Source organism: Rhodanobacter soli (assembly GCF_039523495.1).
Taxonomy (GTDB): Bacteria; Pseudomonadota; Gammaproteobacteria; order Xanthomonadales; family Rhodanobacteraceae; genus Rhodanobacter; species Rhodanobacter soli.
This window is the reverse complement of record NZ_BAAAFK010000001.1, coordinates 2,410,258-2,423,272: the sequence shown is the minus strand read 5'-3', so window position 1 is coordinate 2,423,272 and position 13,015 is coordinate 2,410,258. Positions and strand designations below refer to the sequence as shown.

Sequence of the window (13,015 nt, the reverse complement as noted above, 5' to 3'; positions counted from 1 at the left end):
GCGGAAGACATGGCCCGGCTCGCCCGGGCCATGTCTGTTTGCGTGGTCATGAAGCGCCCGCCCGGCAAGGACGACCCGGCCAGGCCGAAGCGCAGCGCGTACGACAAGGCGCTGGGCCTGCTGGCGCGCCGCGAGCACTCGCGCAAGGAACTGAAAACCAAACTGCGCCAGGGCGGTTACGAGGGCGACGAAGCCGCCGCCGCGCTGGATCGGCTGGGTGAGCAGCATTACCAGGACGACGACCGCTTCGCCGAGGTGCTGCTACGCAGCCGGATCGCCCAGGGCTACGGCCCGCTGCGCCTGCGCGTGGAGCTGAAAAGCCATGGCCTGGCCGATGCGCGCATCCGCGAGCTGCTGGACGAGGCCGACGTCGATTGGGCTGCTTCGGCCGCCGCCCAGTTGCGTCGCCGCTACGGTGGCGCGGGCACGGCGGACCCCGCCGAACGCACCCGGCGGGCGCAATTCCTCTTGCGCCGCGGCTTTGCCGCCGCCACAGTACGAAGTGTTACCCACGCCGATGTGGACGAAGCCGACGATATTTCCTGAAATCCATCATCCGCAGATGATGGATTGACGGGTCGGGCGGCCTGGCCGCGGCGTGGCCTTTATCGCCTGCCACCTTTGATCCGCATGAAAACCTCCGAAATCCGCTCCGCCTTCCTCGACTACTTCCGCTCCAAGGGGCACACCATCGTGCCGTCCAGCTCGCTGGTGCCGGCCAGCGACCCGACCCTGCTGTTCACCAACTCGGGCATGGTGCAGTTCAAGAACGTGTTCCTGGGCAGCGAGAAGCTGTCCTACGTACGCGCGGCCGACGTGCAGCGCTGCCTGCGCGCCGGCGGCAAGCACAACGATCTGGATGCGGTGGGCTACACCGCGCGCCACCACACCTTCTTCGAGATGCTGGGCAACTGGTCGTTCGGCGATTACTTCAAGCACGACGCGATCGTCTATGCGTGGGAATTGCTCACCGGCGTGTTCAAGCTGCCGGCGGACAAGCTGTGGGTCACCGTCTACCACACCGACGACGAAGCGTTCGACATCTGGAACAAGCAGATCGGCGTGCCGGCCGAGCACATCGTGCGCATCGGCGACAACAAGGGCGCGCCGTATGCGTCCGATAATTTCTGGCAGATGGCCGACACCGGCCCGTGCGGCCCGTGCACCGAGATCTTCTACGATCACGGCGCGGCGGTCGCCGGCGGCCCACCCGGTTCGCCGGACGAGGACGGTGATCGCTACATCGAGATTTGGAACCTGGTGTTCATGCAGTTCGACCGCGCGCCCGACGGCACGCTGAGTCCACTGCCGGCGCCGTGCGTGGATACCGGCATGGGCCTGGAGCGCCTCGCCGCGGTGCTGCAGCACAAGCATTCGAACTACGAGATCGACCTGTTCGCGCACCTGATCCGCGTGGCCGGCGAACTGACCGGTACGAAGGACCTGGCGAACAAGTCGCTGCGCGTGATCGCCGACCACATCCGCGCCTGCTCGTTCCTGATCGTCGACGGCGTGCTGCCGTCCAACGAGGGGCGCGGCTACGTGCTGCGCCGGATCATCCGCCGCGCGCTGCGGCACGGCTGGATGCTCGGCGTGCGCGGCGACTTCTTCTGGAAGATGGTGCAGCCGCTGGTCGAGGAAATGGGCGAGGCGTATCCGGAGCTGGCAGCGAAGCAGGCATTTGTCGAGGACGCGTTGCGCACCGAGGAGCATCGTTTCGGCGAGACGCTGGAGCACGGCATGCGGCTGTTCGATGAGGTAGCGGCGAAGTCGGGGAAAACCATTCCCGGCGTCGATGCGTTCCGCCTCTACGACACCTACGGTTTTCCGGTCGACCTCACCGCCGACATCGCGCGCGAGCGCGGCCTCGAGGTGGACATGGCCGGTTTCGAGCAGGCGATGAACGAACAGCGCGAGCGTGCCCGCGCCGCCGGCAAGTTCGAGGCCAAGGGGCAGATGCCGGCCGAGCTGGCCAGCCAGCTCAAGCCCACGGTTTTCCTCGGCTACGAGGCGCTGCAGAGTGAAGGCAGCAAGGTGCTCGGCATCGTACGCGGCGGCCGGCAGGTCGATCAGCTGGGCGAAGGCGAGGAGGGTCTGCTGATCCTCGACCGCACGCCGTTCTACGCCGAGTCCGGCGGTCAGGTCGGCGACACCGGCGCGCTGTCCAACACCGCCGGCCGCTTCGAGGTCGGCGACACGCTGAAAATGGGCGGCGTGTTCTTCGGCCATGCCGGCCGCTGGCACGGCACGCAGCCGTTGCGCGCCGGCAACGCGGTCGACGCACTGGTAGACGCCGCGCGGCGTCAGGCGATCGTGCTCAACCATTCGGCCACCCACCTGCTGCACGCGGCGCTGCGCAAGGTGCTGGGCACCCATGTCACGCAGAAGGGTTCGCTGGTGGCGCCGGAGCGGCTGCGTTTCGACTTTTCACACTTCAAGCCGATGAGCCATGACGAGGTCGCCCGGGTCGAGGCACTGGTGAATACCGAGGTGCGCCGCAACGCGGCCGCCGAAGTGCACAACATGGGCTACGACCAGGCGATCGAGTTCGGCGCGATGGCGCTGTTCGGCGAGAAATACGGCGACGAAGTGCGCGTGCTGAAGATGGGCGACTTCTCCACCGAGTTGTGCGGTGGCACCCATGTGGGGCGCACCGGCGACATCGGCTTGTTCAAGATCGTCAGCGAAGCCGGCGTGGCTTCCGGCGTGCGCCGCATCGAGGCGGTCACCGGTGCCGGCGCGCTGGCCTGGGTAGCCGACGAGGAGCGTCGCCTGGCCGAATTCTCGCAACTGCTTTCCAGCAACGGCGACGAGGCGGTGGAAAAGCTGCGGCAGCTGTTCGACCGCCAGAAGAAGCTCGAGCGCGAACTGGAATCGCTGCGCAGCAAGGCGGCCGGTTCCGCAACTGCCGACCTGGCCGGTTCCGCCACGGACGTCCATGGCATCAAGGTGGTCTCCGCGCGGTTGGAAGGGCTCGACGCGAAGTCGTTGCGCGACAGTGTGGATCAACTTAAGCAGCAGCTGGGCGACTGCGTGATCCTGCTGGCCGGTGCGGTCGACGGCCGTGTCTCGCTGATCGCCGGCGTGCACGGCAAGGCGCTGGGGCGGATCAAGGCGGGCGATGTGGTGGCGCACGTCGCCACGCAAATCGATGGCAAGGGTGGTGGCCGTTCGGACATGGCCCAAGGCGGCGGAACCGATGTTCCGAACCTGCCCGCGATCCTGGCCACACTGCCTGATTGGGTGTCGACCCGGTAGGCTGCGCGAAGTAACCTGAACGCGCCATTTGTCACGATTCGGGCGCATTGCACAGGAGAATCCGGCTCAGTTACTATCGACCAAGTGTCGGCGCCATCGGTAACGGTGGTGTCGCCAGTCAGGACGCTCAGGAGTGTTTTGGCTGTGAGCCGGGAAGGCGGTAGGGCCTTCGGCGGATCAATCGTCGAACTGTGAACGGACGGACGCTCAGGGGTGAGGCACCGTCAATCCACAGGCCTGTGACCAACAGCATTTATGGAGTAGCAATCATGTTGATTCTGACCCGCAGGGTCGGTGAAACCCTGATGATCGGCGACGAGGTGACCGTTACCGTTCTTGGCGTGAAAGGCAATCAGGTGCGGATCGGCATCAATGCACCGAAAACCGTGGCCGTCCATCGCGAAGAGATCTATCAGCGGATCAAGGGCGAGCACGATACCGGTAGCGCAACGCCCGACGACTCCGCCGAGCATTGATCGCGTGAATTAAGGCTTTACCTCGTCCGCGTCGGTCGGTATCCTTGCCGGCTCCGCAGCAATGCGAAGAAAACCCCGGAGAGATGCCCGAGTGGCCGAAGGGGCTCCCCTGCTAAGGGAGTATAGGGTCAAAAACCTTATCGAGGGTTCGAATCCCTCTCTCTCCGCCAGATACGCAAAGCGCCCCGCAAGGGGCGTTTTGCGTATCTGGCAGAGAGAGGTGGTGGACGAACCCTTACGGTTCGACAAAATTGTCAGGAACAATTTTGGACAGCCGCAGGCTGGCCCCGTAGCGCGCAGCGCGGAGGGGTGAGGCCCATGGATGGGCCGAACAATCCCGCGCAGACTCCACACCACCGCGCACCTCATCGAAGCGGCGTTTTGCGTATCTGGCGGAGAGAGGTGGTGGACGAACCCACCGGTTCGACAAATTCGTCTGGAACGAATTTGGACGACCGAAGGTCGGCCCCGGAGCGCGCAGCGCGCAGGGGTGAACCCCATGGATGGGGTTCACAATCCCACGCAGACCCCGTGCAGCCGTGCTACCCATCGAAGAAGCAGACGTCTTGAATCCATGCGCTGCCGTGTGTCCTTGGATATTTCTCACCGCTCCCCAACCACCACCGTAAAAGTCTGCAGAAAATGGAAATCCGCTCGGCGCAGCGCGAACTGCGGGTGCTGCGGATCGCAAAGGCGCGTGAGCTCGTCGTAGTCGTCGCTGGACAGGTACGGCTGCAACCGCGCTCCCCAGGTGTTGCGGAAAATGGCCTCGGTCAGATAGGCCTCGTCCGCCGCTCCAAGAGGGGAGACGCGTTCGATCACGAACGTTTGCGCGCCAACGTTGCGCAACTGCGCCTGGCGCAGCACGCCGACCATGGCCCGGACCGCTGTCAGATCCCGCTCGCTGACGCCGTAACGGTCGCGGTAGTACTGGCGTACCGCCTCGTTGACCAGGCGTTCGAGCCGCGCGTCCCAGGCAAAGTACATGTCGGGCAGCAGCGAGCTTTGGCACAGCGCGATACGGCCTGAGGGACGCAGCAGGGAGGCCAGCAGCCGTGTTCCGGCGACCGGATCGTGCAGGTGGTTGATCGTGTTCATGCACCAGATCAGATCGAGGCTCTCGTTGCGAAGCGGCGTCTTCAGCAGATCCGCCTGCAGTACCAGCGCCGTCGACGGGGCGCTCGCGTGGGCAGCGGCCGCGTGTGCCGTCGCCAGATCGATGCCGACGATGGCACCATCGGGCCCCACCTCATCGGCGAGCCAGCGCAACACCTCGCCGGTGCCGCATCCCGCGTCGAGGACACGTGCCCCGGGTTGCAGCTCCAGGCCGGCGATGACCCGGCGAAGTTCGGGTTCCGCGAAGGCATTGAACAGCCGCAGCTTGTGCGAGTAGTCGCGAGCCGCCGTGTCGCCGAGGAGGCCTGGCGATGCACTCATTCAGTCACCATGCCCCGGTTGTCCTGCACGCGATGCTTCATTTCACTGCCAGCCCGCGCAGTTCGACCCCGTCCGCATTCACCCGCAGCACCGACCCCTGCTCGTACCAGTCGCCCAGCACGATCCGCTGCACCGGTGCGCCGTCGAGCTGGAAATCGTGCACCGCCGGGCGGTGCGTATGCCCGTGGATCAGTCGGGTCACAGCTGCCTTGCGCATGGCTTCGGCCACGGCGTCGGCATTGACGTCCATGATGCTTTCCATCGTGCTGCCGGTATGCGCCTTGCTGTCCTCGCGTGCCTTGGCGGCGAATGCGCGGCGCGCCTGCAGCGGCATCGCCAGAATCTGCGCCTGCCACTCGGGCGTGCGCACCTGTTTGCGCACGGCCTGATAGGCGACGTCGTCGGTGCACAGCACGTCGCCGTGCATCAGCAGGGTGCGGTGGCCGTGGATGTCGTGCACGGTGCCGTCGTCGAGCAGGGTCAGGCCGGCGCGTTCGGCGAACGCCTGGCCGAGCAGGAAGTCGCGGTTGCCGACCATGAAGTACACCGGCACGCCGGCGCCGCGCACGGCACGGGTGGCGGCGGCGATGCGTGCGGGCAGCTCGGCGTCATCGTCATCGCCGATCCACGCCTCGACCAGGTCGCCAAGGATGTACAGCGCGGCGGCATGACGGACTTCATCGCCGGCCAGGTAGCGTTCGAACAGATCGGTGATCTGCGGGCGGCTGGGGTCCAGGTGCAGGTCGGCGATGAACAGGGTGGCCATCGCGAGGTCAGCCCTTGCTGGCCGGTTTGGCGGCTTTCCTGCCCGGTTTGGCGGCGGCGGGTTTGGTGGCCGCCGACGCGGCCTTGGCCGGTGCTTCCGCACTGGCGGCGGGGGCCGGGGCTTCCTCGCCGATCACGTGCGCGCTTTCGATCAGCACCAGCGGGTTCGGCACGTCACCGGCGAACGGGCCGAGTGCGTGGGTGGGCAGCGCGGCGATCTTGTCGACCACGTCCATGCCCTTGGTCACCTTGCCGAACACGGTATAGCCCCAGGTCAGTCCGCTCTGGTTGCCGACGAAATCCAGCCGGCGGTTGTCGACCAGGTTGAAGAAGAATTGCGCGGTGCCGGAATTCGGATCGGCGCCACGGGCGACGGCGACGGTGCCGCGCAAGTTGGACAGGCCGTTGTCCGCCTCGCTGGCGACGGCCGATCGCGTGCGCTTGGGCTGCAGGTCGCGGGTGTACAGGCCGCCCTGCACCAGGTAGCCGGGGATGGCACGGTGCAGCAGGGTGCCGCCGTAGAAACCGTCACGCACGTACTGCAGGAAATTGGCCACGCTCTTCGGCGCCTTGTCCGGGTACAGCTCCAGCGTAATGTCGCCCTGCGAGGTGCGCAGCACGACCTGCGGCTGTGGCGTGGCGGCGGCAGTTGGCGCCGGTTTGGCGGTCTGTGCCGCCAACGTCGGCGGCAGGATCAGGAGCAGCGTGGCGAGCAGGGATTTCAACATGGGCATCAAGACTGTCTGGGCGTCCGGACATGATACGCGGCCGCGGCGGAACCTGGTTTGTCGGCGTGCTCAGCTGCTGGAGATATCCAGTTTGATGCCCAACTCGGTCATCGGTGCCTGCTCCTGCTGCAGATCGGCCTCGCTGAGCGGGTGCTGCTCGAACCAGGCCAGCGGCAGGGTCAGCCGCAGCGATTTGCTGCTGGCGGCCAGGCGCATTTGCGGCAACGACTCGGCGCGGCGCGCGCGGCGGAACAGCACCGCCAGGCGCAGCAGTGCGGTGGTGTAGCGGGCCAGCTGGCGATAGCGCTGCGGCAGGGTGGCGACCACCGTCTTGTCCGGCTTGCGCCGATGCATCTCGATCACGGCCGCCAGCAACTGCTGCTCCTGCCGCGAGAAGCCGGCCAGGTCGGCGTGGCGCAGGATGTAGGCGCCGTGGTGGTGATGCTGGCTGTGCGCGATGGCCAGGCCAATCTCGTGCACGCGCGAGGCCCACGACAGCCACTCGCGGGCATCGGCATCCAGTTTCCAGGCGCGCGCGACCTGGTCGAACAGCATCAGTGCGGTCGACTCGACCCGGCGCGCCTGGGCGCGATCCACGCCGTAGCGGGTGGCCAGCGCGTCGATGCTGGCGGTGCGCGGATCGCTGCCCCCGGCGCGGCCGAGCAGATCCCACAGCAGGCCTTCGCGCATCGAGCTTTCGCACACGCGCAGCCGCTCGATGCCGAGCGCGGCGAAGGCCGCCTCGAAGATCACCACGCCGCCGGCGATCACCGGTGCGCGGTCCTCGACCAGGCCGGGCAGCTTCAGTGTGCCGATCTGGCCGTGCTCGATCAGCACGTCGCGCAGCGCGGCGAGCGAAGCCGGGGTGATGCCGTCGTCGGAGAATTTCATTGCCTGCACCACCGCGCCGATCGACTTGGCGGTGCCGGAGGAACCATAGGCATCCTGCCAGCCCGACTCGCGGAAGTCCTCGGCGAATTGCTGCAGCAACACGCCGATCTCGCTGCGTGCGCGTTGCCAGCGTTTGCGGGTGAGCTTGCCGCCGGGGAAGAAGCGCAACGTCGAGGCGATGCAGCCGGCCTGCACGCTCTCGGTGTGCAGCGGCGCCAACCCGCGGCCGATGACGAACTCGGTGCTGCCGCCACCGACGTCGATCACCAGCCGTGGTTCGCGCGAGGCGGGCAGGTCGTGCGCTGCGCCGAGGAAGATCAGGCGGCCTTCCTCGCGCCCGGAGACCACCTCGATCGGGTGGCCGAGCGCGGCCTCGGCAGTGGTCAGGAAAGTCTGCGGCGAGGCCAGCCGGCGTACCGTGTTGGTGGCCACCGCGCGCACCCGCATCGACGGCAGGCCGGCGATGCGCTGGCCGAAGCGGGCCAGGCAGGCCATCGCGCGGGCGCGCCGTTCCGCATCCAGGGTGCCGTCGGCGCGCAGGCCGGCGGCCAGGCGCACGGTGTCGCGCAGGCGGTCGATCACGCGCGGCTCGCCGTGTTCCATGCGCGCCACCACCAGGTGGAAGCTGTTCGAGCCCATGTCCACGGCGGCGATCAGTTCGCCGTCGCGGATCGGTATCTGTTCGGCTGGACTCACGCCCGGGCTCCCGCGACGGCAAAGCGCGGATTCTCGCATGCATGCGCGAAAGGGGGAAAACGGCGGCTCATGCGGATCGCCCGGTTCATTGGCAGTAGCGTTCGAGCAGGCCCGACTGCGCGCTGTACGGCGGGTTGTCACCGGGCTCGGCGCGCACGTAGCGGCCGTCGCTGCCGAGCAGCCAGGCCTGGGTGTTGTCGGCCAGACCGTTGGCCAGGGTTTCCTCGAACACGCGCGCGGCCAGTTCGGGGTCGAGGATCGGGAACGCCACCTCGATCCGCCGCATCAGGTTGCGCTCCATCCAGTCGGCGCTGGCGCAGTAGATTTCGGGATCGCCGTCGTTGGCGAACCAGTACACCCGGCTGTGTTCGAGGAAGCGCCCCACGATCGAGCGCACGCGGATGCGCTCGGAAATGCCGGGCAGGCCGGGGCGCAGGGTGCACGCGCCGCGCACGATCAGGTCGATTTCCACGCCGGCCTGCGAGGCGCGGTACAGCGCCTCGATCACGCGCGCCTCGTTCAGCGCGTTGAGCTTGGCGACGATGCGCGCGGGGCGGCCGGCCCGCGCGTGTGCGGTCTCGCGCTCGATCTTCGCCAGCACGCTGGGATACAGCGTGAACGGCGAATGCAGCAACCGCTTCAGTTCGATGATCGGACCCAGGCCGGACAGCTGCTGGAAGACCTTGTGCAGGTCCTCGCCGATCTCGGGGTTCGCCGTCATCAGGCCGATGTCGGTGTACATCCGGCTGTTGGCCTGGTGGTAGTTGCCGGTGGACAGGTGCACGTAACGGCGCAGCGCGTCGCCTTCGCGCCGCACGATCAGCATCATCTTGGCATGCGTCTTGTAGCCGACCACGCCGTAGACCACCTGCACGCCGGCCTCCTGCAGGCGCGTGGCCAGGCGGATGTTGGCCTCCTCGTCGAAGCGCGCGCGCAGCTCGATCACCACGGTGACGTCCTTGCCGTTGCGCGCGGCCTCCACCAGCAGGTCGACCAGCGGCGTGTCCTCGCCGGCGCGGTACAGGGTCTGCTTGATCGCCAGCACCTGCGGGTCGGCGGTGGCCTGGCGCAGCAGGTCGATCACCGCGGCGAAGCTCTGGTACGGGTGGTGCAGCAGCACGTCGCGCTGGCCGATCAGGTCGAACTTGTTGCGCCCACTCTCCAGCGCTGGCGGCAGTTGCGGGTTGAAGCGCGGGAACTTCAGTTCCGGCCGGTCCAGCCAGTCGTAGATCAGGCCCGCGCGGATGATGTTGACCGGGCCGTCGCAGCGGTACACGTCGGCGTCGTCCAACTGGAAGTTCTCGGTCAGCATCGCGGTGATCGCTTTCGGACAATCGTTGGCAATCTCCAGCCGCACGGGGCGCGCATAGCCGCGCCCGAGCAGTTCCTCGCTGAGCGCGAGGGCGAGGTTCTCCACCTCGGCCTCCTCGACGATCAGCTCGCTGTTGCGGGTAACCCGGAACTGGTACGAGCCGACCACCTTGAGGCCGGGGAACATCAGGTCGACGAAGGCCTGCAGCAGTTCGGCGAGGAACACGAAGTGCTCGCCGGGGCCGCTGACCTCGGCCGGCACGCGGATGATCCGCGGCAGCGAACGCGGCGCCCGCACCAGCGCCATGTGGCCCTCGTGGCCGAACGCGTCGCGGCCGCGCAGCACCACCGCGATGTTCAGCGTCTTGTTGAGGATGCGCGGGAACGGGTGCGCCGGGTCCAGTCCCAGCGGCGACAGCACCGGCAGTACCTCGTGCTCGAAGTAGCCGCGCAGCCAGCGATGCTGGCGCGGGTTCCAGCGCTTGCGGGTGAGGATGTGGATCTGCTCGGCGTCGAGCTGCGGGCCGATCTGCTCCTGCCAGGCGGCATAGACCTCGGCGACCAGATCCAGCACGCGGCTGCGGATGCGCGCCAGCAACTCGCCGGAAGGCACGCCATCGGGCCCCGGCGCGGCCGAGCCGTAGGCATGGTGATGCTTGAGCATCGCCACGCGCACCTCGAAGAACTCGTCGAGATTGTTCGCCACGATGCTCAGGTAGCGCAGCCGCTCCAGTAGCGGCACGGCGGTGTCGCGGGCCATCGCCAGCACGCGGAAGTTGAACTCCAGCGCGGCCAGTTCGCGGCTGAGGTACAGGCCGGGAGTGGTTAGGTCGCTGGCGTCGGGCGTTGCGGACGATGTGGGGAAGGGCTGGGCCATGCCGCATTCTGGCGCATGGCTTGGGCCATTGCATGCCGCGTCGCCGCGGCTTCAGAGCCTGTTCAATGTCCCCGGGTACCGCGCGTTGTCATCGAGTGGCCGTCAGGTGGTAGTGCGTGGCGCCTGACTGCCGTCAGATTTCGTCGCTGCTGCCGGGAGTGAGCAGGCGGGCCGCGCCGAAATGACAGGAGAAGGTGGAGCCGACGCCTGGCGTGCTCTCGATGCGCAGCTGTGCCCGGTGCAGGTTCAACACGTGCTTGACGATCGACAGGCCCAGGCCGGTGCCGCCGCTGTCGCGCGAGCGGCTGGAGGAGACCCGGTAGAAACGTTCGGTGAGCCGCGCCAGGTGCGAGGCCGGAATGCCGAAGCCGGTGTCGCTGACCGAATACACCGCGCCGTCGGGTTCACGTTGCCAGCGGATCGTGATGCTGCCGCCGGCCGGGGTGTAACGCACCGCGTTGCTGGCCAGGTTCGACAGCGCGCTGTGCAGGTCCTTCGGCGAGCCGAGCAGATCCGCCTCGGCGGTGGATTCCAGCACGATGCGATGGCGGCCCTGGCTGAGCGCCTCGGCTTCCTTGCGCACAGTGGCCAGCAGCGCCGCCATCGGCACGCGTTCGTCGATGACCTCGTGCTGGGTTTCCAGCCGCGACAGGGTCAGCAGGTCTTCCACGATCTGGCCCATCCGTTTCGACTGCGTGCGCATCTCGCCCAGCACCGCCGCCAGCTCGGGCACGTCCTCCGGGTCGAGCAGTTCGAGGTAGCCGTGGATCACCGTCAACGGCGTGCGCAATTCGTGCGACACGTTTGCCACGAAGTCGCGGCGCACCTGTTCGAGCCGGTTCAGATGGCTGATGTCGTGCGCCAGCAGCAACTGCTCCTGATCGCCGAACGGCAGCAGGCTGACATTGAGCTGGCTGTCCGCCCGGCCGGGAGCGGTGGCGTCGGTGAGCTGCTCGTGCGCACCGTCGCGCAACCAGGCGGCCAGCTCCGAGCCGGCAAGTCGCTGCTGCAGCGACGCGCCGCGATCATCCGGGCGGCGCAGCCCGAGCAGGTTCTCGGCGGCGTGGTTGAACCAGCGGATCTGCTGCTGCCGGTCGAGCAGCACCACCGCATCCGGCAGCTGGCCGGCGGCGTTGCGAAGATCGCGCAGGGAGGAGGCAATGCGGCGGGAACGCGTCATGAAGCGGTCATGCTGGAGAGGGCTGACGGCAGTCGATGCGGCCATCATGGCCTGCGCTTGATGACGGATCCGGGTCAGCAGCAAGACGACTTCGGCCACGGCGACCAGGGCGACGCCTGCCGCCACGCGCCCACCGACGAGCCAGCCCAGCACGGCGCCGGCGCACAGCGCCGCGGCGAGTGCCGCGGGCAGTTTCCAGGAAGGCGTGAAGGGCGGAGTCATGCTGGCGCCGGAGTGTGGAAGGCGAGCCAGCATCGGCAAAAGCCGCGAATACCGCAAGCTTGCCCGCGCCGGCTCAGGTGCTGATCGAGAAGCGGTAGCCGGTGCCGCGCACGGTCTGCACCAGCTCGTCCAGCTTCCACGGCTCCAGCGTCTTGCGCAGGCGGCGGATATGCACGTCGACGGTGCGCTCTTCCACGTACACGCTGCCGCCCCAGACGTGGTCGAGCAGCTGCGTGCGCGAGTAGACGCGTTCGGCATGAGTCATGAAGAAGTACAGCAGGCGGTATTCGGTCGGGCCGATCGGCACCGGCTCGTCGCCGGCGAACACCCGGTGTGCCGGGCCGTCGATGCGCAGGCCGCCCAGTTCGACCACGCCGGAGCCGTCGTCGCCCTGGCTGCGCCGCAGTACGGCCTTGATCCGGGCGACCAGCTCGCGGGTGGAAAAGGGTTTCACCACGTAGTCGTCGACGCCGGCCTCGAGGCCGTTGACGCGATCCATTTCCTCGCCGCGCGCGGTGAGCATGATGATCGGGATTTCGCGGCTGAGTTCTTCCTTGCGCAGGCGTCGGGCCAGTTCGAGGCCGCTCATGCCCGGCAGCATCCAGTCGAGCAGGATCAGGTCGGGCACCTGTTCGGCCAGCGCCAGCTGGGCGGCGCGGGCGTCGGCCGCCTGCATCGCGTCCATGCCGGCCTTGCGCAGGGCAAAGGCGATCATTTCGCGAATCGAGGTCTCGTCTTCAACGATCAGGATGCGTTTGTGCACGCCGTGGTCTGCCGGTGGTGTATGACGAAGGTATTGCAGCGCATGCATGTTACCGCGCTGTGACATTGCCCTTGTGGATGTCTAGGTCGTGTCACGGCACTGCCATCCGCCGTGACGGGGGAGGGGCTTGAAGCGAGGACTCCGTCAGCGATGCTTGCGGAGCGTGGCACGTTCGCCGGCTTTTATTTGGCGCCACCGAGAGTTCGCGTCTGTTCGGCATCACCTGCATGATGGCATGCTGATTTTTTTTGCTTCGAGTCACCTGATTGTTGGCGAATCTCGGCTCGTGGAGTCCATTCGTGCTGAGCGTAGCTTGCATCAGCCATCGAAGTCGAAGCGTCTTGCTGGCGATGTCTTCGACTTCCCCGCTCATCAAAGCCGCGGTCATTCATGGTGGCTCTCCGCTTGCGA

10 protein-coding genes and 1 tRNA gene are annotated in these 13,015 nt (G+C 67.2%); 4 read left to right on the top strand and 7 right to left on the bottom strand.

The window, feature by feature from the left end; translation table 11 throughout:
• Window positions 1-9: 9 nt before the first annotated feature.
• The 4 genes from ABD024_RS11050 (at window position 10) to ABD024_RS11035 (ending at window position 3,904) form a co-directional block, all read left to right on the top strand.
• Complete coding sequence (locus ABD024_RS11050; protein WP_425543142.1) at window positions 10-546, top strand: regulatory protein RecX; 537 nt, start codon at window positions 10-12, stop codon at window positions 544-546.
• 84 nt (window positions 547-630) lie between these two features.
• On the top strand, window positions 631-3,258 hold the full coding sequence (gene alaS, locus ABD024_RS11045; protein ID WP_343852543.1) for an alanine--tRNA ligase: 2,628 nt from the start codon (window positions 631-633) through the stop codon (window positions 3,256-3,258).
• A 269-nt stretch (window positions 3,259-3,527) separates the two neighbouring features.
• On the top strand, window positions 3,528-3,734 hold the full coding sequence (gene csrA, locus ABD024_RS11040) for a carbon storage regulator CsrA (protein WP_343852541.1): 207 nt from the start codon (window positions 3,528-3,530) through the stop codon (window positions 3,732-3,734).
• Window positions 3,735-3,811: 77 nt separating this feature from the next.
• A tRNA-Ser gene (locus tag ABD024_RS11035) sits at window positions 3,812-3,904 on the top strand.
• Window positions 3,905-4,337: 433 nt separating this feature from the next.
• Here the strand turns inward: ABD024_RS11035 and ABD024_RS11030 are convergent.
• From ABD024_RS11030 to phoB, 7 genes are all read right to left on the bottom strand, one after another.
• Window positions 4,338-5,171: a class I SAM-dependent methyltransferase gene (locus ABD024_RS11030; RefSeq protein ID WP_343852539.1), complete on the bottom strand. Its 834-nt coding sequence runs from the start codon at window positions 5,169-5,171 to the stop codon at window positions 4,338-4,340.
• A 37-nt stretch (window positions 5,172-5,208) separates the two neighbouring features.
• Window positions 5,209-5,937 carry a UDP-2,3-diacylglucosamine diphosphatase gene (locus ABD024_RS11025; protein ID WP_343852537.1) on the bottom strand — a complete coding sequence of 243 codons (729 nt, stop codon included), beginning with the start codon at window positions 5,935-5,937 and terminating at the stop codon, window positions 5,209-5,211.
• 7 nt (window positions 5,938-5,944) lie between these two features.
• Window positions 5,945-6,664: a peptidylprolyl isomerase gene (locus tag ABD024_RS11020; RefSeq protein ID WP_343852535.1), complete on the bottom strand. Its 720-nt coding sequence runs from the start codon at window positions 6,662-6,664 to the stop codon at window positions 5,945-5,947.
• Window positions 6,665-6,733: 69 nt separating this feature from the next.
• Window positions 6,734-8,251, bottom strand: coding sequence for a Ppx/GppA phosphatase family protein (locus ABD024_RS11015; protein WP_343852533.1), 1,518 nt, complete (start codon window positions 8,249-8,251; stop codon window positions 6,734-6,736).
• Window positions 8,252-8,336: 85 nt separating this feature from the next.
• Window positions 8,337-10,439 carry a polyphosphate kinase 1 gene (gene ppk1, locus ABD024_RS11010; protein WP_343852531.1) on the bottom strand — a complete coding sequence of 701 codons (2,103 nt, stop codon included), beginning with the start codon at window positions 10,437-10,439 and terminating at the stop codon, window positions 8,337-8,339.
• A gap of 133 nt (window positions 10,440-10,572) precedes the next feature.
• The gene (gene phoR / locus ABD024_RS11005; protein ID WP_343852529.1) at window positions 10,573-11,841 is read right to left on the bottom strand and encodes a phosphate regulon sensor histidine kinase PhoR; all 1,269 of its coding nucleotides are present in this window, start codon (window positions 11,839-11,841) and stop codon (window positions 10,573-10,575) included.
• A 73-nt stretch (window positions 11,842-11,914) separates the two neighbouring features.
• On the bottom strand, window positions 11,915-12,604 hold the full coding sequence (gene phoB / locus ABD024_RS11000; RefSeq protein ID WP_343852528.1) for a phosphate regulon transcriptional regulator PhoB: 690 nt from the start codon (window positions 12,602-12,604) through the stop codon (window positions 11,915-11,917).
• Window positions 12,605-13,015: the final 411 nt, after the last annotated feature.